This window comes from Sulfuriflexus sp. (genome assembly GCF_032250955.1).
In the GTDB taxonomy this organism is placed as follows: domain Bacteria; phylum Pseudomonadota; class Gammaproteobacteria; order AKS1; family AKS1; genus Sulfuriflexus.
Map to the genome: position 1 here is coordinate 1 of NZ_JAVVES010000011.1, position 26,511 is coordinate 26,511.

At 57.3% G+C, this 26,511-nt stretch carries 27 protein-coding genes and 1 pseudogene; 21 read left to right on the plus strand and 7 right to left on the minus strand.

All coding sequences use genetic code 11. The annotated features are described in order from the left end of the window. Window positions 1-874: 874 nt before the first annotated feature. The 4 genes from RQ738_RS03065 to RQ738_RS03080 are packed head-to-tail and all read right to left on the minus strand — an operon-like array spanning window position 875 to window position 4,060. Entirely contained in the window at window positions 875-1,492 is a 618-nt protein-coding gene (locus tag RQ738_RS03065) for an XTP/dITP diphosphatase (protein WP_314161920.1), read from the minus strand. Between the two features lie 7 nt (window positions 1,493-1,499). Beyond that, on the minus strand, window positions 1,500-2,219 hold the full coding sequence (rph, locus tag RQ738_RS03070; RefSeq protein WP_314161922.1) for a ribonuclease PH: 720 nt from the start codon (window positions 2,217-2,219) through the stop codon (window positions 1,500-1,502). Window positions 2,220-2,254: 35 nt separating this feature from the next. Continuing rightward, window positions 2,255-3,148 carry a PP2C family protein-serine/threonine phosphatase gene (locus RQ738_RS03075; RefSeq protein WP_314161923.1) on the minus strand — a complete coding sequence of 298 codons (894 nt, stop codon included), beginning with the start codon at window positions 3,146-3,148 and terminating at the stop codon, window positions 2,255-2,257. Window positions 3,149-3,154: 6 nt separating this feature from the next. Beyond that, the gene (locus RQ738_RS03080) at window positions 3,155-4,060 is read right to left on the minus strand and encodes a serine/threonine-protein kinase (RefSeq protein ID WP_314161925.1); all 906 of its coding nucleotides are present in this window, start codon (window positions 4,058-4,060) and stop codon (window positions 3,155-3,157) included. A gap of 112 nt (window positions 4,061-4,172) precedes the next feature. Here RQ738_RS03080 and RQ738_RS03085 point away from each other — a divergent pair, with 112 nt between their 5' ends. From RQ738_RS03085 to RQ738_RS03155, 15 genes are all read left to right on the plus strand, one after another. Continuing rightward, complete coding sequence (locus RQ738_RS03085; RefSeq protein ID WP_314161926.1) at window positions 4,173-5,039, plus strand: YicC/YloC family endoribonuclease; 867 nt, start codon at window positions 4,173-4,175, stop codon at window positions 5,037-5,039. A 24-nt stretch (window positions 5,040-5,063) separates the two neighbouring features. Next, window positions 5,064-5,675, plus strand: a complete 612-nt coding sequence (gmk, locus tag RQ738_RS03090; RefSeq protein WP_314161927.1) for a guanylate kinase — start codon at window positions 5,064-5,066, stop codon at window positions 5,673-5,675. A 76-nt stretch (window positions 5,676-5,751) separates the two neighbouring features. Next, on the plus strand, window positions 5,752-6,039 hold the full coding sequence (gene rpoZ / locus RQ738_RS03095) for a DNA-directed RNA polymerase subunit omega (protein WP_314161928.1): 288 nt from the start codon (window positions 5,752-5,754) through the stop codon (window positions 6,037-6,039). Window positions 6,040-6,097: 58 nt separating this feature from the next. Beyond that, window positions 6,098-8,239: a bifunctional GTP diphosphokinase/guanosine-3',5'-bis pyrophosphate 3'-pyrophosphohydrolase gene (gene spoT / locus RQ738_RS03100; RefSeq protein ID WP_314161931.1), complete on the plus strand. Its 2,142-nt coding sequence runs from the start codon at window positions 6,098-6,100 to the stop codon at window positions 8,237-8,239. A gap of 18 nt (window positions 8,240-8,257) precedes the next feature. Continuing rightward, a complete protein-coding gene (locus RQ738_RS03105; RefSeq protein WP_314161932.1) occupies window positions 8,258-8,641 on the plus strand; it encodes a RidA family protein in 384 nt (127 codons plus the stop codon). 26 nt (window positions 8,642-8,667) lie between these two features. Continuing rightward, window positions 8,668-10,743, plus strand: a complete 2,076-nt coding sequence (gene recG, locus RQ738_RS03110) for an ATP-dependent DNA helicase RecG (protein WP_314161933.1) — start codon at window positions 8,668-8,670, stop codon at window positions 10,741-10,743. Window positions 10,744-10,809: 66 nt separating this feature from the next. Next, the gene (locus RQ738_RS03115) at window positions 10,810-11,361 is read left to right on the plus strand and encodes a chorismate--pyruvate lyase family protein (protein WP_314161935.1); all 552 of its coding nucleotides are present in this window, start codon (window positions 10,810-10,812) and stop codon (window positions 11,359-11,361) included. A 117-nt stretch (window positions 11,362-11,478) separates the two neighbouring features. Continuing rightward, window positions 11,479-12,336 (plus strand): 4-hydroxybenzoate octaprenyltransferase, encoded by an 858-nt coding sequence (gene ubiA / locus RQ738_RS03120; protein ID WP_314161994.1) that lies wholly within the window; start codon window positions 11,479-11,481, stop codon window positions 12,334-12,336. Window positions 12,337-12,599: 263 nt separating this feature from the next. After that, window positions 12,600-13,511, plus strand: coding sequence for a pilus assembly protein PilM (pilM, locus tag RQ738_RS03125; RefSeq protein WP_314161995.1), 912 nt, complete (start codon window positions 12,600-12,602; stop codon window positions 13,509-13,511). A 3-nt stretch (window positions 13,512-13,514) separates the two neighbouring features. Then, a complete protein-coding gene (locus RQ738_RS03130) occupies window positions 13,515-14,126 on the plus strand; it encodes a PilN domain-containing protein (protein ID WP_314161936.1) in 612 nt (203 codons plus the stop codon). Next, on the plus strand, window positions 14,126-14,797 hold the full coding sequence (gspM, locus tag RQ738_RS03135; protein WP_314161938.1) for a type II secretion system protein GspM: 672 nt from the start codon (window positions 14,126-14,128) through the stop codon (window positions 14,795-14,797). The genes RQ738_RS03130 and gspM overlap by 1 nt, the downstream gene beginning before the upstream one ends. Then, window positions 14,790-15,146 carry a hypothetical protein gene (locus RQ738_RS03140; protein WP_314161939.1) on the plus strand — a complete coding sequence of 119 codons (357 nt, stop codon included), beginning with the start codon at window positions 14,790-14,792 and terminating at the stop codon, window positions 15,144-15,146. Before gspM ends, RQ738_RS03140 begins: the two co-directional genes overlap by 8 nt. 34 nt (window positions 15,147-15,180) lie before the next feature. Next, window positions 15,181-16,980 (plus strand): pilus (MSHA type) biogenesis protein MshL, encoded by a 1,800-nt coding sequence (gene mshL, locus RQ738_RS03145; protein ID WP_314161941.1) that lies wholly within the window; start codon window positions 15,181-15,183, stop codon window positions 16,978-16,980. 33 nt (window positions 16,981-17,013) lie between these two features. Beyond that, entirely contained in the window at window positions 17,014-17,934 is a 921-nt protein-coding gene (locus RQ738_RS03150) for an ExeA family protein (RefSeq protein ID WP_314161942.1), read from the plus strand. Further along, the gene (locus RQ738_RS03155) at window positions 17,931-19,331 is read left to right on the plus strand and encodes a tetratricopeptide repeat protein (RefSeq protein WP_314161943.1); all 1,401 of its coding nucleotides are present in this window, start codon (window positions 17,931-17,933) and stop codon (window positions 19,329-19,331) included. Before RQ738_RS03150 ends, RQ738_RS03155 begins: the two co-directional genes overlap by 4 nt. Here RQ738_RS03155 and RQ738_RS03160 read toward each other — a convergent pair. From RQ738_RS03160 to RQ738_RS13715, 3 genes and pseudogenes are all read right to left on the minus strand, one after another. Next, the gene (locus RQ738_RS03160; protein WP_314161945.1) at window positions 19,299-20,411 is read right to left on the minus strand and encodes a sensor domain-containing diguanylate cyclase; all 1,113 of its coding nucleotides are present in this window, start codon (window positions 20,409-20,411) and stop codon (window positions 19,299-19,301) included. The genes RQ738_RS03155 and RQ738_RS03160 overlap by 33 nt on opposite strands. Window positions 20,412-20,524: 113 nt before the next feature. Further along, on the minus strand, window positions 20,525-21,025 hold the full coding sequence (locus tag RQ738_RS03165) for a ComF family protein (protein WP_314161946.1): 501 nt from the start codon (window positions 21,023-21,025) through the stop codon (window positions 20,525-20,527). Window positions 21,026-21,049: 24 nt separating this feature from the next. After that, a pseudogene (locus RQ738_RS13715) lies at window positions 21,050-21,241 on the minus strand (double zinc ribbon domain-containing protein); the annotation flags it as partial. A 96-nt stretch (window positions 21,242-21,337) separates the two neighbouring features. Here RQ738_RS13715 and bioB point away from each other — a divergent pair. The 6 genes from bioB (at window position 21,338) to RQ738_RS03195 (ending at window position 26,493) form a co-directional block, all read left to right on the plus strand. Then, window positions 21,338-22,345 carry a biotin synthase BioB gene (gene bioB / locus RQ738_RS03170; RefSeq protein ID WP_409929518.1) on the plus strand — a complete coding sequence of 336 codons (1,008 nt, stop codon included), beginning with the start codon at window positions 21,338-21,340 and terminating at the stop codon, window positions 22,343-22,345. A gap of 13 nt (window positions 22,346-22,358) precedes the next feature. Further along, a complete protein-coding gene (gene bioF / locus RQ738_RS03175; RefSeq protein ID WP_314161947.1) occupies window positions 22,359-23,507 on the plus strand; it encodes an 8-amino-7-oxononanoate synthase in 1,149 nt (382 codons plus the stop codon). Beyond that, window positions 23,504-24,295, plus strand: a complete 792-nt coding sequence (bioH, locus tag RQ738_RS03180) for a pimeloyl-ACP methyl ester esterase BioH (RefSeq protein WP_314161948.1) — start codon at window positions 23,504-23,506, stop codon at window positions 24,293-24,295. Before bioF ends, bioH begins: the two co-directional genes overlap by 4 nt. After that, entirely contained in the window at window positions 24,288-25,121 is an 834-nt protein-coding gene (gene bioC / locus RQ738_RS03185) for a malonyl-ACP O-methyltransferase BioC (protein WP_314161950.1), read from the plus strand. Before bioH ends, bioC begins: the two co-directional genes overlap by 8 nt. A gap of 2 nt (window positions 25,122-25,123) precedes the next feature. After that, a complete protein-coding gene (gene bioD, locus RQ738_RS03190) occupies window positions 25,124-25,813 on the plus strand; it encodes a dethiobiotin synthase (RefSeq protein WP_314161951.1) in 690 nt (229 codons plus the stop codon). A 206-nt stretch (window positions 25,814-26,019) separates the two neighbouring features. Next, window positions 26,020-26,493 carry a DUF2244 domain-containing protein gene (locus RQ738_RS03195; RefSeq protein WP_314161952.1) on the plus strand — a complete coding sequence of 158 codons (474 nt, stop codon included), beginning with the start codon at window positions 26,020-26,022 and terminating at the stop codon, window positions 26,491-26,493. The last annotated feature ends 18 nt before the right edge of the window (window positions 26,494-26,511 follow it).

Consider the following 26,511-nt stretch of genomic DNA (forward strand, 5'->3'; position numbering starts at 1 on the left):
GCCGCTGGGTCAACAAGGTCAAGGCGGCGCGAGGCTTCAATAAAGCCGTTGTTGCGTTGGCCAACAAGATGGCGCGAATGGGATGGGCGGTATTGGCCAACAAGGCGGTTTATCAGGCCGCATGAAGAGACGTTGAAACAGTACGCTAACGAGTAGAGAGGTAACCTGCCAACGATTGCGAAGACTTTGTGACAACCGATGACACAACAGGTCAGACCGGCGTATCGAAAACCTGACTAATCCGACGGTCCATCAAGACCGCCAGGTCGATAAGGACGATACGCGCGCATTTCATCGAGGCCAGGGGGATAGCCCCCATCAACAGGCCGGATATACGGAAGCAATCCTGTCCCTGTCACCGATAACACAAAGACTTGCAAAACGGGAGGAGACCATATACGGATTAGGAGTGATAGCGACGTAATCCGACGCGGATTTAACATGTGCACGTCGGATCACGCTTCGCTGATCCGACCTACAACTTCTATAAGCCATCACTCGTTTCCTTTGTTCGTGGGGCTTTGAATTTTTGCGTTTATATGGACATCTGTGGTGGATAATTTCACCACTCATAGAATCCCTTCGGGCTTCATTATGAGTACCCTAACCTTCGTCCCGAAGGTTCAGGGCAAAAAAAAGCGCGGCATAAAATGCCGCGCTCAAAAAACCGACATGCAGGGGGGGAGAGGGGGGGTAGCATGTCGGCAAAACAACCTGTCAATTGCAATGCTATACAGTGAATATGGGGTAATTATACTATCTTTCAAGCGTGCGCCTAGATCATAATGGTTATTTTTTGTTACAAAAAATGCTGGTTTTTTGACAGGGTCGAAAAATCCGTATTTAACATCTTGAATTTAGTGAACGTTGCCGGTCAGGGCGTTTGAACGGAGGATAAAAACTGTTTCTGCATCGCGGTGACTAATTCTCGTAACGCCTTGCCCCGGTGGCTGAGCTGGTTCTTGGTTCCGGCATCGAGCTGGGCGGAGGAGCAGCCCTGTTCCGGCACGTAAAATACCGGGTCATAGCCGAAACCGTTTTCGCCCTGTGCGGTTTCAAGAATGCGGCCTTCCCAGGTTCCCTGGCAGATAAGTGGTGTCGGGTCTTCGGCGTGGCGCATAAAGACCATCAGGCATTGAAAGCGTGCGCTACGTTCGGCCTTGGGCACATCCTGCAAGGCCTTGAGCAGCTTGTTCAGGTTGTCCCGGTCTGATGCGCCCACCCCGGCATAGCGTGCCGAGTAAATACCCGGCGCCCCCTGCAGCGCATCGACCTCGAGACCGGAATCGTCGGCGATGGCCGGCAGGCCGCTTAGCTGCGCCGCATGGCGGGCCTTGAGAATTGCATTTTCAACAAAGGTTAAACCGGTTTCCTCGGCCTCGGGGATATCAAACTCAGCCTGTGGCACGACCTCAACACCCAGACCGGCGAGGATCTGGTTTATCTCGCGAACCTTGCCGGCGTTGTTACTGGCCAGTACGATCTTTTGCATGTCTTGCTTATCCTGCCGCCAGGGCCGTGCGTTGTGCTTCGATTAATTGCTGGATCCCGTCGGCGGCCAGGTCCAGCATGCCGTCCAGTTCCGCGCGCTTGAAGGCCACGCCTTCGGCGGTGCCCTGTACCTCGATGAAGTCGCCCTGCTCGTTCATGACCACGTTCATGTCGGTTTCGGCATTGCAGTCTTCCGGGTAGTCGAGATCGAGTACCGGCGTACCCTTGAACATGCCGACCGAGACCGAGGCGATCATGGTTTGCAGGGGGCTCTTTTTGATCGAGCCGTCCTTTAGCAACACGGCGATGGCGTCGGCAAGCGCCACATAGGCGCCGGTGATCGAGGCGGTACGTGTGCCGCCATCGGCCTGGATGACATCACAGTCGATGTGAATGGTGTGTTCGCCCAGGGCCTTCATATTAATAGCCGCCCGCAGGGCGCGACCGATCAGGCGCTGGATTTCCATGGTGCGACCACCCTGCCTGCCGCGGGCTGCCTCGCGGCCCATGCGTTCGGTCGTGGAGCGTGGCAGCATGCCGTACTCGGCGGTGACCCAGCCCTGGCCCTTGCCGCGTAGAAAGCCCGGTACCTTGTCGGTGACGCTGGCGGTACACAGGACCCGGGTGTCACCAAACTCGACAAGCACCGAGCCTTCGGCGTGCTTGGTGTAGTTGCGGGTCAGACGGATCTGACGTAATTCATTCGGGGCTCGGCCACTGGGTCGCATGGGAATTCCTTATTGTTCAGGTGAGTAAAAAAGACTTATTTGGTTTTCGGATCATAATCCATTTCGTCACGGTAATCTTCCAGGGCCTTGTTAATGGCACTGATCGCGTGACTGATGTTATCGCTGCCCGGCTCCTCCGCGGTAGTCCGGGCAGGGTGGTGAGGGTTGTTGCCGGCGTTGATCGTGCTGCTGCAGTCCAGCATGCGCAGGGCGACAGCGCTGATGTTGTCGCTTTGCGGATAGGCGCTGCCTTCGGCGCGAGTAGCGAGATCATTGAGCGCGTTATCAAGGTTGGGGCTGCCCGGCAGACCCTGCAGGTCGCGTTCGCCGAGTGCCGACCAGAAACCGTCGCTGCATAATAGCAGGATATCGTCCGGCTGCAGGTCATCACGCTCGGTGTAGCTGATATCCGGCAGGTGATTGCGCGCGCCCACACACTGCGTGATATAGCTGCGCTTTGGATGGGTCAGCATGTCTGACTCGCTGATCAGGCCCTTGCGGAAAAGCTCCTCGACGTAAGAGTGGTCAATCGTGCGGGCAATGATGCGACCGGCACGCAGCAGGTACAGTCGGCTGTCACCGACATGTGCCCAGGTCGCGGTCTGCCCCTGTACGAGACAGGCAACGCAGGTGGTTCGCGGCTCAACCGGCGGTTGCTGCTGCTGGCCGGCCTTGAGGATATTGCTGTGCGCGACTTCAATGGCATTGCGCAAAAAGGCCCGCGGGCTGGCAATCGGTTTTTTGCTGCGGCGGAAATAGTTGTCGAGCGTATCGACCAGCACCTGGGCGGCGATATCGCCACCGCTGTGTCCGCCCATGCCGTCGGCTACCACCAGCAGGGTCGTGTCATTATCCTCGGTAACGATCAGGCGATCCTCGTTATATAGGCGATTGCCGAGGCGGTTGATTTGTGCGATAGCCGTTTTCATCGATGTTTATGCAGACTCTTCCCGTGGCGTACCATCGACATTCAGGCGGGGCATGACCTCGAGCAGGGCATCGATACTCTGTGGCCGCAACAGGGGATCGACCTCCATCGACCAGTCGATGGCCTTGAGCAATTCCGGGGAATAGTGTTTGCGAAAGACCTCGGCTGCCGGCTTCATTGAATCCTGTTCGTGGCGCACGATCGCGGCCGGCGGCGGTCGCTGATCGATGCAGTTACGCATGGTCGCGCCAAGCGCATAGATATCCGTCCACGGCCCGACATAGCCCCGATTCGTGTATTGCTCGATGGGCGAAAAACCGGGGGTAACGACCTGGGTCGGCTGGCCGCTACGGGTCTGCATGATCGGGTGCACGGCACCGAAATCGAGCAGCAGCGGGCTGCCGCCGGGGCGCAGGTGGATATTGCCCGGCTTGATGTCGAGGTGCAGGAAACCGGAGGCGTGGATCATCTTCAGGCCATCAAGCAGGGGCGGGAACACGGTAAGCAGGAATTGTTCACTGAGAAAACCCTTATGCTTCTTGATATAGCTGTGCAGGTTATGGCCCTGCTCGAATTGCATCACCATGTAGACCGTGCCGTTGGCATTCAGGAAATTGATGACGTTGACGATATTCGGGTGTTTCAGGCCGGCCAGGGCACTGGCCTCCTGGAGAAACAGCTTGCGACCATGAACGAAATGCTCGATAGTTTCTTCACTATGGGCGACCACGCGCATTTCCGTATCACGCTGCGCGAGGCGTGCCGGTATATACTCCTTGAGGACTATGCGCCTGCCATCGCGGACATCATTGGCAAGGTAGACATAGCTGAAACCGCCACGACTCAGTGTCCTGGTGATGACATAATCATCAATGCGGGTACCGTCGGGCAGGCTTCTGGGTGGTGTCTTCATCTGGCAAGTGGTTTAGTATTCATCATTATTGCAAAGCCTAGCACAAGACCGCAGCCGGCGAAGCCCGGCGCGGTCACATCTTTTAGTCGAATAACAGAAAAAAGGTTTTTCCATGATCCGCAGTATGACCGCCTTTGCCCGTTGTGACCGCAACACCGAGTGGGGCACACTGAGCTGGGAAGTGCGCTCCGTTAACCACCGTTACCTGGAACCCGGGTTGCGTATGCCGGAGGAAATCCGCGCCATCGAGGCCGGCTTGCGTGAGCGTCTGGCGACACGGCTGGGCCGGGGCAAGGTCGAGTGTAACCTGCGTTTCCAGGCCGGGGGCGAGGGTAAGACCAGCCTGAATATCAATACCGAGCTCGCCAAACAGGTCGTCGATGCCAGCCGCGAGATCGACCATCTCCTGTATAACTCGGCGGCGATTAATTCCATGGACGTGCTGCGCTGGCCGGGGGTGCTTGATAGCGGCAGTGCCGACTGGGCGGCCCTGCGTGAACAGGCGCTGCTGCTGTTTGATGAGGCACTGGATGAACTGGTCAGTACGCGCGAGCGCGAGGGTGCCCGCTTGCGCGAGATGATCCTCGAACGCCTGCAGGGCATGCGCCAGCGTGTGTCCGCGGTGCGTGAGCAACTGCCGGCCATCATTACCGCCCAGCGTCAGAAGATCATCGAGCGGCTCGCTGAGCTGGACGTGAACCTCGATGAAGGCCGCCTGGAGCAGGAGGCCGCGCTGTTGGTCAACAAGATGGATGTCGACGAGGAGATGGACCGCCTCGCCACGCATATCGACGAGGTGGAACGCAACCTCGACGCCGACAAGCCTGTCGGCCGGCGGCTGGATTTCCTTATGCAGGAGATGAACCGTGAGGCCAATACCCTCGGTTCGAAGTCGATCGCCATCGATACCACTCGTGCCTCGGTGGACCTGAAGGTGCTTATCGAGCAGATGCGCGAACAGATCCAGAACATTGAATAACCAGGAAAAAATACGAGTCCCCCTATGTCAGCGACACTCTATATAATCGCGGCCCCCTCCGGCGCCGGAAAAACCAGTCTGGTCAAGGCCCTGCTGGAACGTGATAACCACATCATGGTCTCGGTTTCGCACACGACGCGCGCACCGCGCGAAGGCGAGGTCGATGGCAAGGATTACAATTTCACCACTGTGGACAAGTTCAACCAAATGGTTGAGGAGGGGCTGTTTCTCGAATATGCGCAGGTATTTGATAATTTCTATGGTACCTCCCGCGAGTGGGTAGAGCAGCGCCTGGCCGCTGGCACCGATGTGATCCTCGAGATCGACTGGCAGGGCGCGCGCCAGGTTCGCGAGGCCTTCTCCGGAGCGGTCGGGATCTTTATCCTGCCGCCCTCCCGCCAGGCCCTGGAAGAGCGGCTGCGCGGCCGCGGCCAGGACAGCGATGAGGTCATTGCTCGCCGTATGCGTGACGCGATCAGCGAGATATCTCATTATCATGAGTTCGATTACCTGATCATCAATGATGACTTTGAGACCGCGCTGGACGAGCTGGCCAGTGTGGCCCTGGCCCGGCGACAGCGCATGGCGGTGCAAAAAACGCTTCATGCCGCCTTGATTAAGGATTTGCTGGCATGAAGACGGCATATTCAGTACAATTTGCCGCCCACGGCACGAAAAGTGGCTAATTATTGTACACCCCGGAGATGAGTGAATGGCACGTGTAACCGTTGAAGACTGTCTGGATAATGTTGATAACCGTTTCGACCTCGTACTTGTTGCGACCCGTCGTGCGCGCCAACTCGTGAACGGCAAGCAGCCACTGGTGGAGTGGGAAGGTGATAAGCCGACCGTGGTTGCCCTGCGCGAAATCGCCGAAGGCCTGATGAGCACCAAGATCATGGATGATATCGAGACCGAGGCGAAAATCGCCGCCCAGGCCGCTGCGCTGGAAGCCGAAGTTGCCGCAGTGACAGAAAATATACTGCCGGCCGCTGAGTAAACCCCGCCACCAACCCGCTTTACACATCAGGCCTCGCACCACACAATAGTTTCCCGCTATGAAGGAAACCAGTCAGGAGGTCCCGGTGTTTTTAATCAGTGATCTGTGTGACCTGCTCGAGGAATACCTGGAGCAGGATCAGGTCCGTGAGATTTACCGAGCCTATCTGTTTGGCGCCGAGGCGCACGAGGGCCAGCACCGCATGTCCGGTGAGCCCTATATCTACCATCCGATTGCCGTCGCCCGCATCCTCGCCAACATGCACATGGATCCGCAGACGATCATCGCAGCACTCCTGCACGATGTCATTGAAGACACCCCGGCGGTGAAGGAACAACTGAGTTTCGAGTTTGGCGAGGAAGTGGCCGAACTCGTTGACGGCGTCAGCAAGCTGACCCAGATCCAGTTCGAGAGCAAGGCCGAGCAGCAGGCCGAGAACCTGCGCAAGATGATGCTGGCGATGACGCGTGACATCCGGGTGATTCTCGTCAAGCTGGCTGACCGATTGCATAACATGCGCACTCTCGGTGTTATGAAGCCGGAAAAGAAACGGCGTATTGCCCGCGAGACCCTCGAGATCTATGTGCCGATTGCCACGCGTCTGGGCATGAATACGATCCGTATCGAACTCGAAGAACTCTGTTTCAAAGCTATCTATCCATTACGTTACCGGATCCTCGAGGCTGCCCTGAAACGGGCGCGGGGCAACCGCAAGGAAATCGTCAGCAAGATCGAGACCTCGATCAAGCGCCGTCTGCAGCAGGAAGGATTCGAAGGTGAAGTCATCGGCCGTGAAAAACACCTCTTCAGTATCTATGAAAAGATTCGCCAGAAGGTACAGACCTTCAGCGAGGTCTTTGATGTGTATGCGTTTCGCATCATCGTTGACAATGTTGATGCCTGTTACCGGGTGCTCGGTATTGTGCACAATCTTTATAAACCGGTGCCGGGCAAGTTCAAGGACTACATTGCCATCCCCAAGGCCAATGGTTACCAGTCACTGCACACCATCCTCTTCGGCCCATACGGCGTACCCATAGAGGTACAAATCCGCACCCGCGACATGCACACCGTTGCCGAGGGCGGGATTGCCGCGCACTGGCGCTATAAAACCGGCGAGATGGCGGGTTCAACCGATCATGTGCGCGCCCGCGAGTGGTTGCGCAATGTGCTCGAGATGCAAAAGAGCGCCGGGGACTCACTCGAGTTTATCGAGAACCTGAAGATCGACCTGTTCCCGGATGAAGTCTACGTCTTCACACCGCAGGGCAAGATTATGGAGATGCCGCGGGGGGCGACGGCCGTCGATTTTGCCTATGCGGTGCACACCGACATCGGCAACTCCTGCGTTGCAGTCAAGATTGATCGCCGCCTGGCACCGTTGCGTACCCAGCTGTTTAATGGCCAGCACGTGGAGATCATTACCGCCCCGAATGCAAAGCCGAACCCGGCCTGGCTGAACTTCGCCATCACGGCCAAGGCGCGATCCAACATTCGTCACTTCCTGAAGAACATGCAGCAGGATGAGGCAGAACAACTCGGCCTGCGCCTGCTCAACAAGGCTTTGTCGGTGTTTGACGTCAGCTTTGATGAAATCCCGCCGTCCCGTGTCAGTCACCTGTTAAGCCGATATGGCTTTGATACGCCGGCCCAGTTACTCGCTGATATCGGTCTCGGCGGGCGCATGGCGCAACTGGTTGCGCGCGCCCTGGTGCCGGAAGAAGAAGGCCGGCAAGAACCTCCCGCCGGTGAGCCGCATGCGCCACCCCTGGTGATCAGGGGTACGGAAGGCATGCTGGTCAACTATGCGAAGTGTTGTCACCCGATCCCCGGCGATCCGATTATGGGCTTTTTGAGTGCCGGCCGGGGCATTGTGATCCATACCAGCAATTGCAGTAACGTCGCTGATTTCCGCAAGCACCCGGAAAAATGGATCGATGTAGAGTGGGAGGAAGAGATCGAGGGCGATTTCCAGGTTGGCTTGCGCGTCGATGTTTCCAACCAGCGCGGGGTACTGGCAAGGATCGCGGCAGCGGTCGCTGACATGGGCGCGAATATCGAAAACGTGGCCATGGAAGAGCGCGAGGGTAAGTATGTGACCATGGCCTTTACGCTCAGCGTCAGGAACCGTCATCATCTGGCACAGATCATGCGTTACCTGCACAATAATAAACATGTTCTCAAGCTGGTTCGCAGCTAAATAACCAAGGGGAAAATAATGGCACGAGAGATTATTTCTACCGAGCAGGCACCACAGGCCATCGGTACTTATTCACAGGCGATCAAGGTCGATAACACCGTTTACCTGTCCGGTCAGATCCCGCTGGTACCGGCCACCATGGAACTGGTCGAGGGTGATATCGAAGCCCAGATCGTGCGTGTCTTTGAAAACCTGCAGGCAGTGGCCGTGGCCGCCGGTGGCGATTTTTCGAATGTCGTGAAACTGAATATCTTTCTCACTGACCTGACGCACTTCCCGGTGGTGAATGAAGTGATGGCGCGTTATTTCAACGAGCCTTACCCGGCACGTGCGGCGATTGGTGTCGCGGCACTGCCCAAAGGCGCCGAAGTGGAAATGGATGCCGTGCTGGTTATCGACTGAATGGCAAACTCCTTTTTGTATCCTGCATGAACAACGATCCGGCCAGCCTGCCCGTTACCTGCCTGAAGGGTGTCGGCCCCAAGGTGGCAGAGAAACTGGCCCGGCTGGGTTTGTATACTATTCAGGACATCCTCTTCCACCTGCCGTTGCGTTATGAAGACCGCACGCGGGTGGTGCCGATAGGCAGCCTGCGGCCGGGCGACTCGGCGGTTGTGCAGGGTGAGGTCCTGCTCACCGAGGTCAGGTTTGGCAAAAGGCGCAGCCTGTTATCACGCATCAGTGACGGCACCGGTTCGCTGACTATTCGCCTGTTTCATTTCAATGCCGCGCAAAAGGCCTCGCTCGAACGCGGTGCCACGTTGCGCTGTTACGGCGAGGTGCGTCGCGGGGCGTCGACACTGGAATTGATTCACCCGGAATACCGCGTCGTGCTTGCCGATGAGGCGACGACAGTGGAAAGCAGCCTGACCGCGGTTTACCCGACCACCGAGGGCGTGCACCAGCTAAAGCTGCGGGACCTGAGTGAACAGGCCATGTCGCATATTGCCAGCTTGCGTGAGTGGTTACCGGCCAGCCTGCTTGAATCGCTGGCCATGCCGACCCTGCGTGAGGCCCTGCGCATGCTGCACCGCCCCGCAGCGGATGTGCCCCTGAGCGGCCTGAGCGATGGCGGGCACCCGGCCCAGCAGCGCCTCGCCTTTGAAGAATTGCTCGCCCAGCACCTGAGCATGCGCCAGTTGCGGGAACGGATGCAGGCACACCAGGCCCCGGCGTTGCGCAACAGCGGCGAATTCAACAAGCGTTTTTTGCAGCAGCTACCCTTCGAATTAACCGCGGCCCAGCAACGCGTTGTCAAGGAATGTTTACGGGATCTATCCCGCGCGGTGCCCATGCAGCGACTTGTGCAGGGCGACGTGGGTTCGGGCAAGACGGCTGTCGCGGCCTGCGCGTTGTTGCATGCCGTCGAGTCCGGCTACCAGGTCGCCGTCATGGCGCCAACCGAGTTGCTGGCCGAACAGCACCACAGGAATTTTCGTGACTGGCTGGAACCGTTGGGCATCAAGGTTGCGTGGCTGACCGGTAGCCTGAAGGCGGCCGCAAGGCGGGAAGAAATGGCCGCCATCGGTGGCGGCGCGGCGCAGGTCGTGGTGGGGACGCATGCCCTGTTCCAGGACGATGTCGAGTTTGATCGGTTGGGACTGGTTGTGATTGATGAACAGCACCGTTTTGGTGTGCATCAGCGGCTGGCCTTGCGCGAGAAAGGTCGGCGCGAAGAGGGACATCCGCACCAGCTGATTATGACAGCGACACCCATCCCGCGAACCCTTGCCATGACCTTTTATGCCGATCTCGATTGTTCGGTGATTGATGAATTACCGCCGGGGCGCACGCCAGTGAGTACCGTGGTGATCCCCGACAGTCGCCGTGCGGATATTGTGCTCCGCGTCGAGCAGGCCTGTGCCAGTGGCCGGCAGGTCTACTGGGTCTGTACCCTGATCGAAGAATCCGAGACCCTGCAGTGCGAGGCGGCTGAAGATACCGCGCAGGCACTGGCGGCTGCCTTGCCAGGGCTTAATGTCGGCCTGGTGCACGGCCGTATGAAGGCCGCAGACAAGGAGGCAGGCATGCGCGCCTTCAAGGCCGGTGATATTGACCTGCTCGTTGCGACAACGGTCATCGAGGTCGGTGTTGATGTCCCCAATGCGAGCCTGATGGTGATCGAAAATGCGGAACGGCTGGGGTTGGCACAACTGCACCAGTTACGTGGCCGCGTCGGGCGCGGTGCGCACGAGAGCAACTGTGTCTTATTATACCGCGCACCGCTCGGCCAGCGCGCCCGTGATCGGCTGGCGGTGATGCGTGAGACCACGGATGGTTTCGAGATCGCACGCCATGACCTGGAACAGCGTGGCCCCGGCGAGGTCCTTGGTACCCGCCAGACCGGGCTGGCCATGTTGCGGATTGCGGACCTGGTGCGCGATCAGGCCCTGCTGCCGGCCGTGGAGCAGGCGGCCAACCTGCTCATGCAGGATTACCCCGGCCATGTGAGCCCGTTAGTACGCCGCTGGCTTGGCGAGGCAACCCGCTATGGCGAGGTGTGAGGCATAGGTGAACGACGGGCATCGTGTTAAGGTAAGCGCTTTTCGAATACGGCCCGTCTTTCTGTTATGCATCATCGTGAACCCGTCTGGCGCAGCTCGCGCCGCCTGCTACGTTGCCAGGTGCCGGCAGGTTGGTGGGAGTGGCTACTGGATCCCGCTTCGCTGACCCGGCGCCTGCAGCGCGCCTGCGAGGGGCGTTTCAGTGTCGAGGTCATTCGCCAGTGCTGGGACAAGCCCCTGCATAACGAGGCCCGGGCGATGGGCTTGCTGGCCAGCCGCCGGGCCTTGATTCGCGAGGTTTATTTGCACTGTGACGGCAAGCCCTGGGTGTTTGCCCGCACCGTGATCCCGCACACTACCCTGACCGGTCGCGAGCGACGCCTCATGCACCTGGGCGACAAGCCACTCGGTGCAGTACTGTTCGCCGAACCGCGCATGCAGCGTGGCGAGGTCGAGCTGGCCTGTATTCACCCCGGCCAGCGGCTGTTTCGGGCGGCAACACAGCGGCAAGAACAGAAACCGGCCGGGATCTGGGGCCGGCGTTCGGTATTCCGCCTCCATGACAAGCCTTTGCTGGTGAGCGAGATTTTTTTGCCCGGCATTCCGAAACATACCTGACGGGCCAGGTATCAACGTAAAAACTGGCACCCGCGCCGCCGCTTCGCGATAATGACCGCAATGCAAAATCCATTAAGAAGATTACAAGACCTCTATGCAGGGCGCGTGCCCGCACCGGTGCGCGATCGTTTACGGCAATATGTCTTGCTGATGCGACTGAACAAGCCGATCGGGACCTTCCTGCTGCTCTGGCCAACCCTGTGGGCCATGTGGATCGCGGCCGAGGGCAAGCCATCCCTGGCGGTGTTTATTGTCTTCACCCTCGGCGTGTTTGTGATGCGCGCTGCCGGGTGTGTCATTAATGATTTTGCCGATCGCAAGATAGACCCGCATGTGACGCGAACCAGGGCACGGCCACTGGCCCTCGGGCAGGTCAGCCCGCGCGAGGCCATCTGGCTTTTTATCGGCCTGTGCCTGATTGCCTTCGGGCTGGTTTTGTTCATGAACGCGCTGACCATCAAACTGGCATTTGTCGGCGTATTTTTAGCCTTTATCTACCCGTTCATGAAGCGTCACACCTATCTGCCGCAGGTTTTTCTCGGCCTGGCTTTCGGCTGGGCCGTGCCGATGGTCTTCGCGGCCCAGACCGGCGAGGTGCCGCAACTGGCATGGTTGCTGCTGACAGGCACGGTATTGTGGGCGACGGCGTATGACACGATGTATGCCATGGTTGATCGACCGGATGACCTGCGGATTGGCGTGAAATCAACGGCCGTCCTGTTCGGCGATGCTGACAGGCTGGTTATCGGCCTCATCCAGGCCCTGTTGATCCTGGTGCTGTTGCTGGTCGGGCGGCATACGGAATCAGGGCTGTTTTATTATCTCGGGGTGCTGGGCGCAGTGGGTCTCAGTATTTATCAGCAATATTTAATCCGTAATCGGCAACCTGCCGCCTGTTTCAAGGCATTTTTGAACAATAACTGGCTCGGCGCCGTGGTTTTTGCCGGTATTGTCATCGATTTTCGATGGGGCTGAAGAAGGCTGGCTGACAACCGCGAGCCGGACAGAATTGCGCTATATGATTGTATTGACAACATATAGTTACTGTGTGAATCTTATAAAATACATGAGTTTATAAAAGGCGTTAACAAAACCATGTTTTCAGGGAAATGCTGACTGTGGTGGGCCAGGGCCGGTGTTGAGGGGATAAAAAGGTCGAAAAATGGCCGGGTGAGGATAATACGCTGTTTGCGTTACTAAAACGAAAGGCACAGGACAGGGGGCTGACGGGGGTTAGTCTGGGCTCCGAAGGTATTGCTATCGCCCGCATCCGACGCGAAGAAGGGCAGACGCCGCAACTTGAAGCCTGCCGTTACCTGCCGCTCGAGGCCGGTGCTGACGCCGCCATGGTACTGGAAGGTCTGGTTTCTGAGCTGGGTATCGAGCATGGGCGCAGTGTCGTCGTCATGCAGCCTGACTCGCATTCGCTGTTACTCATCGAAGCCCCTGATGTGCAACCTGCCGAGCTCAAGGCGGCGGTACGCTGGCGTATCAAGGACCTGATTGATTTTCATATTGACGACGCTGTGATCGATGTCTTCGAGATCCCGGAACAGGGCGCGGCACCCGGCAAGGCCCGCCTCATGTATGCCGTGGCCGCCAGGGCATCGACCATTCACAGCCAGATCAAGGCGCTGGAAAAGACCTCGCTTGATCTCGAGATCATCGACATCCCCGAACTCGCTATTCGCAATATTGCCGCCTTGCTGGACGAGGATATACGCGGCACCGCTTTCCTGTATTTCGGGCAACGAGGTGGCGTGATCACCCTGACGCGTCAGGGTTCGCTCTACCTGTCCCGGAACATCGATGTTGGTTTGCAGCAAATGGTCACCGCGAACGGCAACGATGGCGAAATACATCCGCAGACCCAACAAGCCCTTGAACGCATTGCGCTGGAAGTGCAGCGTTCGCTTGATTATTACGAAAGCCATTTCTCACAACCGCCGATCAACAGCCTGGTACTGGCGCCTCTCGCCCGGGAAATCCCCGGGGTTATCCCTTACCTGTCCGCAAACCTGGGCATGGCGGTGAGTGTCCTCGATCTGAACAGCGTGCTCGAAACGAATGACAATATCGATTCAGCGACACAGGCACACTGTCTGACCGCCATCGGTGCGGCATTACGTCTGCAACAAAAGGTCCTGTAGCAGATGAGTGTTCAGCAGCAAATCAATCTCTACCAGCCGATGTTCCGCAAGCAGGAGAAGATCTTTTCGGCGCGCACCATGCTGCTCGTGTTTGCGATAACCATTGCCTTTTTCGCGGCGATTTACGGTTATGCGCGCTGGAATGTATATTCACTGGTCGCCGAATCTGCAAAGCTCACCCGACAGCATGACAATGAAATGAAGAGACTCGATGATCTCGCCCGCCGTTACCCCGTGAAACAGAAGAACCGGGAAACAGAGGCCGAACTGGCGAGTCTGCAGCAGGAACGCAAGACCAAGCAGTTTCTGATTAAAACCCTCTCCGGGCGCAGCATAGGTAACGATGAGGGCTTTTCCGGTTACTTCGAGGGTCTGGCCCGGCAGCGCCCCGACGGCATGTGGCTGCGGCGTTTTGAACTCGAACAGGGTGGTGAAGTCATCGGCATTCATGGCAGTTCATTGCAACCGGAACTGGTCCCGACCTTCCTGCAACGGCTGACGGCAGAGGCCGCCTTTGAGGACAACGGTTTTCAGATTTTCCGGATGCAGCGCGATGCCACGAATGCGGCCGTAGTAAACTTTAGCGTGCGCAGTGTTGCCGAAGGGGCGCAATAATGAAGGAAAAACTCCAGCAACTGGCGAACTGGATCGATGCACTCAGCATCCGGGAGCGCGGGTTTTTGCTGATAGCCCTGATTATTGCCATCTTCCTGGTCGGCAACCAGCTCTTGCTTGAACCGCTCGACAAGCAAGCCAGGCAACTTCAGGTCAAACTGAAAAAACAACAAAAAGACCTGGTGCGCGTGCGCGAGCAACAGCAACAGCTTGTGCAGCGTTCGGCAACAGACCCGGATGCCCAGAACCTGCAGCAGATTGCCGCCCTGAAAAAGGTCATGCAGGAACTGGATGCCCGGCTTCAGGGCATGACCGTTGATCTTATCGATCCACAGCAAATGGCGAAGGTTCTGGAAGAGGTGTTGACCCGTGACACCGACCTGCAGCTGGTGAGTGTGCAGTCCCTGCCGCCACTGGCACTGACCGACCCTGACGAGGCCGGGAAGAAGAAAGACGGCAAGGGCGCGGTGACGGGAGCTTATCAGCATGCACTGAAGATTGAATTCAAGGGCGGTTACCTGTCGACGCTGCGTTATATGCAGGAGCTGGAAAAATTATCGCACCGCTTTTACTGGGGCAGCGTCGATTTTGCCGTGGAAGATCATCCGCAGGCGCATGTGACGATCATTGTGAATACGCTGAGCTTGAATGAGGCCTGGATTGGTGTTTGATAACAAACTGAAGAAAACACTGCTGGCTGGCCTGGCACCGCTGTTACTTACGTGTTGCGCGGCAGTGTATGCTGCGCCCCTGGAGGACCCGACCCGGCCACCGGGCTTCATGGGCAAGGAAGGCGAGAGTAAAGCGGACCAGGCCCCTGTCTGGATAGTCACTTCGATTCTGATTTCAGGCGAACGCCGTATCGTTATCGTTAATGGTCAGGCCGCCAGCGAGGGTGACATGGTCGGTGATGCAAAAGTAGTCAGTATTTCAGCAACCGCGGTGACGCTGCGGGACAGCCTTGGGGCATTCAGTGTGAAGTTATTGCCGACGCAGATAAAGTCAGCACGAGACAAGTAATACAAGAAGCAAAAAGAACAGGAAAATAAAGATTATGCAGACACCACAACTTACAGAGACAGCAGCGAAGCGAGGGCCATCCTGGTGCATGTTGATTGGCGTGGTGAGCTCATTAACGGTTATCTTGTCAGGCTGTGCGAGCAAGGAGCCCCAACAAGCTACGGCCATTGACAGTATTCATGAGACCCTGCGGGAAGGTATCGCCAGTGCCGAGCAGCGCAGTCAACAGACACCACAGGCGGTCACTGATGCGCTGGTGCCGACAATAAACATTAACGTCCCCGGTAAGATCGCGGCGCCGGAGTCACGTTTTGACATCGCGGTAAAAGAGGCCGAGGCACAGGCTTTCTTTATGGGTCTGGTCGAGGGCACTGCCTACAACATGGTGGTGCATCCGGAGGTTACCGGCAAGATATCGCTGACCTTGAAGGATGTCACCATTCCGGAAGTGATGGCGGTGTTGCGTGATGTGCATGGATATGAATATCGCGACAAGGGTAATGTCTACCAGGTGTTACCGCGGCGCCTGCGATCAAGGATTTTCCAGGTCAGTTACCTGAATGTGACGCGACGCGGCAAGTCGCAGACCCGCGTTAGCTCGGGACAGGTTTCGCAGCCGAGTGCAGAAAGTTCCACCTCGGGGTCAGGCATTACCAGCAATGCGGATAGCGTGGTCACGGATTCATCGGAGTTATCGGAATTATCCGGTAGCCAGGTCGAGACCAATTCCGATGCCGATTTCTGGAGCGAATTAAAGACCTCGCTGGCCACCATTGTCGGTAACGGCGGCGGGCGCAGTGTCGTTATCAACCCGCAATCGGGGGTGGTCGTGGTGCGCGGCATGCCTGCCGAGTTGCGTGATGTGGCCAGTTTTTTGAAGACCACCCAGAGCGCGGTAGAACGCCAGGTTATCCTTGAAGCGAAGATCGTCGAGGTTGAACTCAACGATGGTTTCCGCTCCGGCATCAACTGGGCGGCGCTTGGCGAGCCCGGCCGTGGCAAGACGATTATCGGCGGCCAGACCGGCGGCGGCAGCCTGTTCAGCAATGACACGAGTGAAATCCAGGGGCAGACCGGGGTCCTTAACCCGCAAAACCTGAATCAAGTCGAGAATACCCTGACTTCGGCATTTGGCGGGGTCTTCTCGCTGGCCCTGAACCTGAATGACTTCACTGCCTTCATTGAATTGCTCGAGACCCAGGGTAATGTCCAGGTGCTTTCCAGTCCCCGCGTCTCGACGGTGAATAACCAGAAGGCCGTGATCAAGGTGGGTACGGATGAGTTTTTTGTCACCGATGTCTCCAGCACCACGGTTACCGGCACCACCACTACCAGTACACCCTCGGTGACGTTGACGCCGTTCTTCTCGGGTATTGCGCTGGATGTGATTCCGCAGATCGATGAAGACAACAACGTTATCCTGCATATCCATCCCACCGTCAGTGAAGTAGAACAGCAAACCAAGGTGATCACGGTGGCGGGCCAGCAACAGTCCCTGCCCCTGGCGCAGAGTAGCGTGCGCGAATCGGACAGTATTGTGCGGGCGCGCAGTAACCAGATCATCGTGATTGGCGGCCTGATGCAGAACGCCACCCGCGAGGATGTTGGCTCGACACCGCTGCTCGGTGACATCCCCATCGTTGGTTCATTGTTCCGGCACACGCGGCAAAGTTCACGCAAGAGCGAGCTGGTGATTCTGTTACGCCCGATTGTGGTGGATTCTGATGTGGCATGGAAGGAGAGTCTGCAGCAATCCTCGCAACGTTTCCGCAATCTGGATCAGGGCTTTCACTATGGTGGCAAGTCGGAAGTATTTGGTTCCGAGGCAGAGTGAAACCTGCCCATGGCAGTTGTGACGGGGTAAGGTATGTACCTTGAGCATTTTTCACTGCGTGAATTACCTTTCTCAATAACCCCGGATACCAGTTTCTTTTTCAATTACTCTGGCCACCAGCAGGCGATGAATGTCTTGCTGGTGGCGTTGCGTAGCGGTGAAGGCTTTATCAAGATCACCGGCGAAGTCGGTACCGGCAAGACTCTCTTGTGCCGTCGCCTGTTGAACCTGCTCGGTGCTGACAAGGAATTTGTCACTGCTTATATCCCCAACCCGTTGCTGACCCCTACCGCGCTAAGCCTGGCACTGGCTGAAGAACTGGGGATAGAGTGCCCGCGCAACCTGGGGCAACACCGCGTTCTGAAGTTGATCACAGATAAACTCATTGCCCTGAATGCCGAGGGCAAACATGTGGTGTTGCTGATTGATGAGGCGCAGGCCATGCCCGCGCAATCAATGGAGGCCCTGCGCCTGCTAACCAACCTCGAAACCGAGAAGTACAAACTGTTGCAAATCGTGTTGTTCGGTCAGCCCGAACTCGACCTTATCCTCGCGAAACCGTCAATTCGACAACTGCGGCAACGCATTGCCTTTAGCTATAATTTGCCCTTTATGGATCGTGAAGCGGTGCGGACCTACCTGGCGCATCGGCTGGTTGTTGCCGGCTACAGTGGTCAGTCGATGTTCTCCGACAAGGCCATCGACAGCCTGTATCGTGCCAGCAGGGGTGTGCCCAGGTTGATCAATATTCTCGCCCACAAAACATTAATGGCCGCCTATGGACAGGGGGCGAAGGCAGTCCGGCAGCAACACGTTTCAGCAGCCATTGCAGACACCGAGGACGTGGACGAACAGCACGCGGGTCGGCGAAATCGTATTATCTATGCCTTTGTCGGGCTTGCTGTACTTGTTATCGGCATGGCCGGTTTTTTATATTTGAGGGTGGCGCAATGAGCGTGATAAACCAGATGCTCAAAGACCTTGAGCAGCGAAGGGCGCGGGACTTTGATGGTGAGCGGGGAATGCTGGGTGATCTGGCGGCAGGCAGTTCGCATGCAGCCGGGGCTCGCAGTCTGAAACTCGTCATGGCGCTGCTGCTTGTCGTGCTGGTACTCCTTGCATGGTTATTATGGGAGCGTTTTAGCCCGGTTCCCCTGCGGGTAGCCAGCGTGGCCGCACAGGCCTCGCCAGATAAGTCAGTGTTGACTACAGCTACAGCACCGGCAGCGGTGCCAGTCGAAGTGGTTTCACAGGCAGAGTCAGCGGCCGTCAAAAGCGAATCAACCGTCGCCGGGGCCGTGCCGGAAACCCCTGCCGCCGAAGTCGCTACGGCGAATAAACATATGCAGGAAATCGTTACTGCCGATCTGCTGCCGGAGGCCGAGGCAGTCGCCCGCATTGAACGGATTACGCCAGTCGATTTTGTGGCAAACGGCAAGCGCACGGCGATGCGTATTTATGGCGAAGGTTTTGTGCCCCCCTTTGATGTATTGCTCGAATGGTCAGGCGGGCGGGGGTTCAAGGTGCTGGATGACCGCCAGCTTGCATCCGTTAATGAGCATGAACTGCTTCTGTACTTTAATCCGGGTACCCAGGCCGATGACTGGGCCGTGCGTATCGAGCGCAGTGGTGGAGCCAGTTCGCAACGCTTTGCCTTTAAGGTGAAAACCCCTGACAGAAAAACACGCGAGACCGCAGTTCCTGTAAAGGTAGCGCCACAGCCCACTGTTAAGCTGTCCAGGACCCGCCGCGAGGCGACGCCGGCAGAGCAGGCTGCCGGCCTGTTTGCCACGGCGTCAGACAAGGTAAAGGCCGGGCAGGCGGCTGAGGCGGTAAAGCTCTTGCACGAGGTTCTCGTGCATGATGCCGGACATAGCAGCGCCCGGGAATTACTGGCAAGCCTGTTATTTCATAATCAGCAATATGCCGAGGCCGCCGCCGTGCTGGCGACAGGCGTGGAGCAACAACCCGGACATATTCCGTTTCGCTTGCTACTTGCCCGCGTACGCATGGAACAGGGGCGTGATACCGATGCGATTGCCGTGCTTGAGGGACAAAAGCCTCTTGCCCGCAACCACAGTGACTACTATGCCTTGCTGGCAGCACTTTACCAGCGGGTTGCACGACCCGCTGATGCCGCCATGGTTTACCGGGGACTGGTAGAGGTCTTTCCCGGTCGCGCAGTCTGGTGGATGGGGCTGGGGATCTCCCTGCAGGCACTGGATAAATCTGCTGAAGCGCTTCTCGCCTACCAGCAGGCACTCAGGGGCAAGGGGCTGCAATCCGAATTGAAAAAATTTGTGCAGCAACGCATTCGTTTACTCGGCGGTCAGGCCGCCATCACCGACTAGGCGTACGCGGTTGCGGCCGGCTTTTTTTGCTTCATAGAGCGCCTTATCGGCCCTGGCCACCAGTTGATCCGCCTGCTGCTCGATGTCCATGGCTGGGTCTTGCTGAGGGATAAGGGACGCGACACCAATCGAGACGGTGATCGGAATCTCTTCATGATTGACCCCGGTTAGCGGCGTGGCATAAATCGTCAGGCGCAGGCGTTCGGCAATCTCTTCAGCGGCCTCCATGTCGGTATTGCACAACAGGATGGCAAACTCCTCACCGCCGTAACGTGCCAGAATATCGGAGCGACGCATCTGCTCATTCAGTAAGGCGGCCGTATTTCGCAGCACTTTGTCACCGCTCTGATGGCCGTGACTATCATTAATCTTTTTAAAATAGTCGATGTCGATGAACAGGCATGCCAGCGCCTGGCGATGTCGCCGTGCACGCTCAATTTCCTCACAGATTCGCTGGTCAAAAAAACGACGGTTATTAATGGCAGTGAGGGCATCGGTCAGGCCGGTATGCTTCAGGCGTTCGACATTCAGGGTGTTTTCCAGGCAGATAGAGATAATTGCGGTAAGCCTTTCCAGCAGGTCGGTGCCACTGCCGTTAACAAAACGACGACTGTCCCTGCTGCCCAGATTCAGGCAGCCAATAAGCCGGCCTTGCCGCACCAGGGGCAACAGGGCAACACTGCACAGTTCTGTCTGCACGATATTAAACAAGTGTGCGTGCTGCCTGGCATCGAAGGCGCCAAGCCGCGGAAACAGGCTGGTAGAGTCTGCTGATGCGGCATCACCGTCGGACTTGAAGATCAGGTCCGGGTGTCTGGCAAGTTCGAAAGGTTCGTCTTCAAGAAAGCGGCGGATTTCGTAGTTTGGATCGAGCAGTACAAGGCTTACCGCATCGAGGCCAAAGTCTTCGCGATAGCGATACAGCAACATCTGCACAAGCTCCGATAACGACTCGGCACCCAGCAGTAATAACTCCAGCGCTTGCAGTCGCTGAAGCTTGTCCTCATTGCGTCGCGCCTCGTCTACCAGTAGCCGAAGCTGGCGTTGCAGGCCGCGACTGTTATAGTTGCCATCGTCCATTTTTAGCCTGTTATATAGCGGCATAAGCCCAGCTTAGACAAAGCCACAGCGGGGTTACGCAAAGTGCGTCACATTATGCGAAATCCTGACATGAATACCAACGTTTTCTTGTTTCACCATTCGAGGGTTGCCCGGCAACAACTCCACACCGAGATCGTCTCGACACCAGCCTGCTGGAGTGCCCTCGCCAGGGCATTGGCGGTTTGCCCACTGGTCATCACGTCATCAATGATGGCCACATGTCGCCAGCCGGGTTGCCTGTCCACGCGGAAGGCACGCCGGACATTGGCCTGCCTTCTGGCCAGCGGCAGGTCAGCCTGCCCATGCGTGTAGCGAACCCGTTGGCAATGCCGGGTATCAATGTCGATATCGAGTTGCCGGGCGATGGGGCGCGCCAGTTCCAGGGCCTGGTTGAAACCGCGTTCACGCAACCGCCTGCGGTGCAGGGGAACCGGGATAATACAATCGGGTGGCTGTGACAACTGGCCGATATGTTCGGCCATGAGCGTCCCGAGCAGGCGGGCGTAACGGAGTTGTCCATGGAATTTCAGATCCTGGATCAGGCGGTCGAGTGGCGGTTCATAGCGAAACAACGCGAGACTGTTTGCAAACACAGGAGGGGCTTGCTGACACTGGCCACAAAGCAGGCCGCCGGTGGCGGGCAGCGGGTTGGCACACCGCGGACAGGTGGATGACAGCCAGGGCAGGGCCTCGTAACAGGCGGAACAGAGATCGGTTTGGCCCGAAACCTGGAGCGACCCGCAAAGCTGGCAACTGGAAGTCAGTGACCAGGATAGTATATTATTTAACCAATTGTTCACCATGGGCATCCTTTCCCGTTGACAGGCGGCCTGTGCAGGCTACCATGCAGGCATTCTATACCTGATTGGTTGCCGGTGGGTAACCTGCCTGAACGGAGAGTTCGCATGTCTGCTACACCAGAAAGTCTTACCAGCCAAAGCCCGGCTGCGGTGGTACTTCGCCATGATTGGCGCCAGGGTGAAATCGAGGCACTGTTTGCCCTGCCATTTAATGACCTGCTGTTTCGTGCCCACACTGTGCACCGTGAAAACTTTGCCCCGAATACCGTGCAGATCAGTACCCTGCTGAGTATCAAGACCGGTGCCTGTCCGGAAGACTGTGCCTATTGTCCGCAGAGCGCGCACTACAACACGGGCCTGGAAAAGGAGCGCCTGCTGGATACGCAAACCGTGCTGGCCGCCGCCGAAGAGGCGCAACGTAGTGGTGCAACACGCTTTTGTATGGGGGCCGCCTGGCGCAAATTGCATGACCGCGATGTGCCGGCAATGAGCGAGATCATCGCTGGCGTCAAGGCCATGGGGCTGGAGACATGCATGACCCTCGGCATGCTGACCGGGAACCAGGCGCAGAGTCTGCGCGAGGCGGGGCTCGATTATTACAATCACAATCTTGATACCTCGCGTGAATATTACGACGAGATCATCAGCACGCGAACCTATGAGGACCGCCTGGAAACCCTGCGGCATGTCCGCGCGACCGGCATGAGTGTCTGCAGTGGCGGCATCATCGGTATGGGAGAGGGACGTGCTGACCGTGCCGGCCTGTTAATGGAGCTCGCCAACCAGCCGGAGCACCCCGAGAGTGTGCCAATCAATTTGCTGGTGCAGGTTGAGGGTACGCCATTGAACGGTGTCGAAGAACTCGATCCCTTTGAATTTGTGCGCATGATTGCGGTGGCAAGAATCATCATGCCGCAATCACAGGTACGTCTGTCCGCCGGACGTGAAAACATGAGTGATGAATTGCAGGCAATGTGCTTCTTTGCCGGTGCCAATTCGGTTTTCTATGGCGAAAAATTATTGACGACAGACAATCCCGAGGCAGATCACGATCGTGACCTGTTTGCCCGCCTGGGGATCACGGCAGGCGATCCTGCACCCTGCGCAGACTAAGCCGCCAGCATAAATGTTTGATCTTGAAAGCCGGCTGCTACAGCAACGCGAAAGCGATTTGTATCGTTCGCGGCGCATTGCCGAGAGCGGCAGCGACGTGCGCATGCGTATCGACGGTAAAGACTGCCTGGTATTTTGCAGTAATGATTATCTGGGTCTGGCCTCGCATCCGGATGTGAAAGCAGCCTTTATCAGCGCAGCCAATGAACATGGCGTCGGCAGTGGCGCCGCGCATCTCGTTACCGGTCATCACCGCGCCCATCATGCCCTTGAGGAAGAACTGGCCGATTTTACCGGTCGTGAGCGGACACTGTTATTCTCCACCGGTTACATGGCCAACCTGGCGGCGGTGACTGCGCTGACCGACCGCCATGATGAAGTCTTTGGTGACAAGCTCAATCACGCCTCGTTAATCGATGCCGCCCGACTCAGTGAGGCCAGACATATACGCTATAAACATGCCGATGATTCAGCCCTTGAGCAGCGTCTGGCTACGAGCTCTGCAAAAGACAAGCTGGTAATTACCGATGGCGTCTTCAGCATGGATGGCGATATCGCACCCTTGCCGGCGCTTTCCGCCGCCTGTCGCCGCCATAATGCCTGGTTGATGGTCGATGACGCGCATGGGCTGGGCGTACTGGGCAGGCATGGTGCGGGGGTGCTCGAACACTTTGCAATGCATAACAACGATGCGGCAGTAATGGTCGGTACACTCGGCAAGGCCTTTGGCACCTTCGGTGCATTTGTCGCCGGCAGCGAGTCCCTGATTGAAACCCTGATTCAGAAGGCGCGTCCCTATATTTACACCACCGCCCTGCCGGTTGCCGTTGCTGAGGCCACCCACGCAAGCCTGAAGATCATTCAAACGGACAGCGGTCGGCGCGAGCACCTGCACGAACTTATCAAGTATTTCTGCCAGGGGGCGGCACAACTCGGTCTGCCGCTTATGCCGTCGGCGACCGCGATCCAGCCGCTGCTGGTTGGCGAGGCCGTGCGCGCCGTGGCCATGAGCGAGAACCTGCTGAAGCAGGGCATCCTGGTCTCGGCAATACGACCACCAACCGTCCCGGATGGCAGTTCACGTTTGCGCATCACGTTAACGGCTGCGCATACACGCAAAGATGTTGAACGCCTGTTGACCACACTGGAGGTGCTGGTGTGAAACTGTATAGCGAAACAAGCGGTGAGGGCCCCGAGTTGATACTGCTGCACGGCTGGGGCGCGCACAGCGGTGTCTGGACAGGTCTGCGCGAGTTGTTGAGCGCAAGCTTCCGGGTTACCTGTATCGATCTCCCCGGCCACGGCCATAGTCCCTACACGGCAAGTGCGATGGTATCCCTGCCCGTCCTGGCGGAGGCGGTACTGGCAATAGCGCCGCCGCGGGCAAGCTGGCTGGGCTGGTCGCTGGGCGGACTGGTGGCCCAGCAGGTCGCCCTGCTCGAACCGGGCCGGGTAGAGAGAATGATCCTGCTCGGTTCGACCCCGAGCTTTATCCGTCGCGAGGACTGGGCTTGCGCTGTGGAAGCAGGCGTTTTTGAAAAGTTTAATGAGGACCTGTTGAATGATCCGCAGGCCACACTGTTGCGTTTTATTGCCCTGCAGACCCGCGGCAGCAAACAGGCCGGTGACGATGCGCGGTTACTCAGGCGTATGCTGCTGGAACCGTCTCCGGACAGCGGGGCCTTGCAGGCCGGGCTCCAGTTGTTACGGCAAGTTGATCTCCGCGAGCAGGCGCGGAAAAACCATGCCTCCACATTATTGCTGACGGGCACGCGTGACACGCTCGTGCCGAAACAGGCCCTGTCGGCAATGGCGGCCCTGTTTCCCAATGCCGGGTTGGCGCTTATCGACAGGGCCGGGCACGCCCCGTTTTTGTCGCACCGGGATGAGACATACAAAGTGATTCACCGATTTATGACTGACACGGCAACGGTATCTGAACATGCTTGATCGAGCCGCCATCCGCCGTTCCTTTGCCGCGGCCGCAGACCAGTACGATGCCTTTGCCTTTTTACAGCGCGAAGTCGGCACACGCATGCTTGAACGCCTCGATTATATTCTTGCCGAACCAAAGGTGATCCTTGATCTGGGGGCAGGTACCGGCGAACACACTGCAGCTCTGGCAAAACGTTATCCGCGTGCCCTTACTTATGGCCTGGACCTGGCAGAACCCATGCTGAAAAAAATGCGCAAGCGATCCAGCTGGCGCCGGCCCTTGCGCCCGGTCTGTGCGGACCTGCAGGCCCTGCCGTTTGCCGATAACAGTGTTGATCTGATTTTCTCCAGTCTCGCCATGCAGTGGTGCGAGGAACTCGAGAAGGCATTTACAGAGTTTCGCCGTGTCCTGCGTCCGGGCGGGTTTATCCTGTTTTCCACCTTTGGGCCGGACACACTCACCGAACTCCGGCAGAGCTGGGCGGCGGTGGATACGAAGGAACATGTGCATAACTTTATTGACATGCATATTGTTGGTGATGCCATGCTCCAGGCGGGTCTGGCCGAGCCGGTCATGGACGTTGAGAATCTGACCCTGACCTACAATAAGGTACATGACCTGATGCGCGAACTAAAAGGTATTGGTGCGCATAATGTGGCCCACGACCGGCCACGCGGGCTTACCGGTCGTCAGCGTCTGCAGGCTTTTGAACAGGCCTATGAAAAGTTTCGTTGTGATGGCGTGTTACCCGCCAGCTACGAGGTGGTCTACGGGCATGCCTGGGCACCGGTGGATGAGCAAACGGTGTCAGTCAGTATCGAGAGTCTGAAACGAACCTGATCATGCGTGGTTATTTCGTTACAGGCACGGATACCGATGTAGGCAAAACCTGGGTCACGGCTGGGCTGTTGCATGCACTCAATGCCCGGGGTCAGCGTACACTCGCGATGAAACCGGTTGCCAGTGGCTGTGACATGCTAGATAAGCAATTGCGCAATGCCGATGCGCTTTGCCTGATGCAGCACATGAGCGAGCCGGCTGATTATGACGAGGTAAATCCTTATGCCTTTATACCGGCCGTTGCTCCGCACATCGCGGCCGCGCAGGCCAATCAGGTCATTGAGCTGGAGAACATTCTGCAAGCCGCGAAGCAGCTGGCAAATCGTGCCGATATACTGCTTGTGGAGGGCGTAGGCGGCTGGCAGGTACCGTTGAACAAGATGCAGACAGTTGCTGACCTTGCCGTGGGACTACAGTTACCGGTGATCATGGTGGTGGCGATCAAGCTGGGCTGCCTGAACCATGCCTTGTTAACAGCAGAAAATATCAAGGCACGGGGCTTACCGCTGGCGGGCTGGGTCGCGAACATGTGTGACGGTTCTGATCCGGTAACAAAAGAGAATATTACGGCACTTCAAAAACGCCTGGCGTGTCCGCTGCTTGCAGAGATCCCCTGCCTGGAAGCCTTTGATGTCAACACGATAGCCGCGCATATCATCCCCGACCAATTAACCATGATGCCGTCATGGTGATAACCCTTCACTTAACGCGTGAATATGGTAATCTTAAGCCTAGCCAGAATCGTAATATAGCAAGCAAATTATTATATAAGTACTTGCTAATATGAAAAATTATGATGAGCGCCACGAAATGTTTAATTGCGGACGGTAGGGGCATGGTTTAGCATGCCATAGCTCATTAAGAGGGAAGAAACCGACAGTAAGGGGTGCCCCGGCTGATGGTAGCGAGAGAAGAAGACCACGATTCGCATACCTGTCAGTTTGTTATTCGACCGAATTCTTCTCTTGGCTGGCGTTCGACAGTGTGGCTGTTGTTGGGAATTGCAACACTGTCTGGTTGTATCGCTACGGGTTTCGCCCTTCTCGGCGCATGGATGATTCTCCCGTTTGCAGGATTGGAAGTCGTTGTGCTGTGCATCGCTCTATATATATGCGCGCAACGTAATAGCCGCTGTGAAGTGATAGCGGTTGGCAGGGAGAGTGTCACGGTAATGCGTGGACGCAAGGAACCGGAAGAGGGTCATGAATTCCTGCGTGCATGGGTGCGGATCGTACACGAGCAGCCAGCTCATCACTGGTATCCCAGTCGCTTGCTGATTCGTTCGCACGGCCGGGCGGTGGAGGTAGGAGGCTGCCTTACCGAGGAGGAGCGCAAGCAATTAGCCTGTCAGCTAGAACAGGCAATTGCCTGATGCTGAAGAAACCACGAG

Excerpts from the sequence above, each read along its gene's own strand:
- RQ738_RS03065 (WP_314161920.1), bottom strand. The coding sequence starts at position 1,492 with ATGCAAAAGATCGTACTGGCCAGTAACAACGCCGGCAAGGTTCGCGAG.
- rph (WP_314161922.1), bottom strand. The coding sequence starts at position 2,219 with ATGCGACCCAGTGGCCGAGCCCCGAATGAATTACGTCAGATCCGTCTG.
- RQ738_RS03075 (WP_314161923.1), bottom strand. The coding sequence starts at position 3,148 with ATGAAAACGGCTATCGCACAAATCAACCGCCTCGGCAATCGCCTATAT.
- RQ738_RS03080 (WP_314161925.1), bottom strand. The coding sequence starts at position 4,060 with ATGAAGACACCACCCAGAAGCCTGCCCGACGGTACCCGCATTGATGAT.
- RQ738_RS03085 (WP_314161926.1), top strand. The coding sequence starts at position 4,173 with ATGATCCGCAGTATGACCGCCTTTGCCCGTTGTGACCGCAACACCGAG.
- gmk (WP_314161927.1), top strand. The coding sequence starts at position 5,064 with ATGTCAGCGACACTCTATATAATCGCGGCCCCCTCCGGCGCCGGAAAA.
- rpoZ (WP_314161928.1), top strand. The coding sequence starts at position 5,752 with ATGGCACGTGTAACCGTTGAAGACTGTCTGGATAATGTTGATAACCGT.
- spoT (WP_314161931.1), top strand. The coding sequence starts at position 6,098 with ATGAAGGAAACCAGTCAGGAGGTCCCGGTGTTTTTAATCAGTGATCTG.
- RQ738_RS03105 (WP_314161932.1), top strand. The coding sequence starts at position 8,258 with ATGGCACGAGAGATTATTTCTACCGAGCAGGCACCACAGGCCATCGGT.
- recG (WP_314161933.1), top strand. The coding sequence starts at position 8,668 with ATGAACAACGATCCGGCCAGCCTGCCCGTTACCTGCCTGAAGGGTGTC.
- RQ738_RS03115 (WP_314161935.1), top strand. The coding sequence starts at position 10,810 with ATGCATCATCGTGAACCCGTCTGGCGCAGCTCGCGCCGCCTGCTACGT.
- RQ738_RS03130 (WP_314161936.1), top strand. The coding sequence starts at position 13,515 with ATGAGTGTTCAGCAGCAAATCAATCTCTACCAGCCGATGTTCCGCAAG.
- gspM (WP_314161938.1), top strand. The coding sequence starts at position 14,126 with ATGAAGGAAAAACTCCAGCAACTGGCGAACTGGATCGATGCACTCAGC.
- mshL (WP_314161941.1), top strand. The coding sequence starts at position 15,181 with ATGCAGACACCACAACTTACAGAGACAGCAGCGAAGCGAGGGCCATCC.
- RQ738_RS03150 (WP_314161942.1), top strand. The coding sequence starts at position 17,014 with ATGTACCTTGAGCATTTTTCACTGCGTGAATTACCTTTCTCAATAACC.
- RQ738_RS03155 (WP_314161943.1), top strand. The coding sequence starts at position 17,931 with ATGAGCGTGATAAACCAGATGCTCAAAGACCTTGAGCAGCGAAGGGCG.
- RQ738_RS03160 (WP_314161945.1), bottom strand. The coding sequence starts at position 20,411 with ATGGACGATGGCAACTATAACAGTCGCGGCCTGCAACGCCAGCTTCGG.
- bioB (WP_409929518.1), top strand. The coding sequence starts at position 21,338 with ATGTCTGCTACACCAGAAAGTCTTACCAGCCAAAGCCCGGCTGCGGTG.
- bioF (WP_314161947.1), top strand. The coding sequence starts at position 22,359 with ATGTTTGATCTTGAAAGCCGGCTGCTACAGCAACGCGAAAGCGATTTG.
- bioC (WP_314161950.1), top strand. The coding sequence starts at position 24,288 with ATGCTTGATCGAGCCGCCATCCGCCGTTCCTTTGCCGCGGCCGCAGAC.
- bioD (WP_314161951.1), top strand. The coding sequence starts at position 25,124 with ATGCGTGGTTATTTCGTTACAGGCACGGATACCGATGTAGGCAAAACC.
- RQ738_RS03195 (WP_314161952.1), top strand. The coding sequence starts at position 26,020 with ATGGTAGCGAGAGAAGAAGACCACGATTCGCATACCTGTCAGTTTGTT.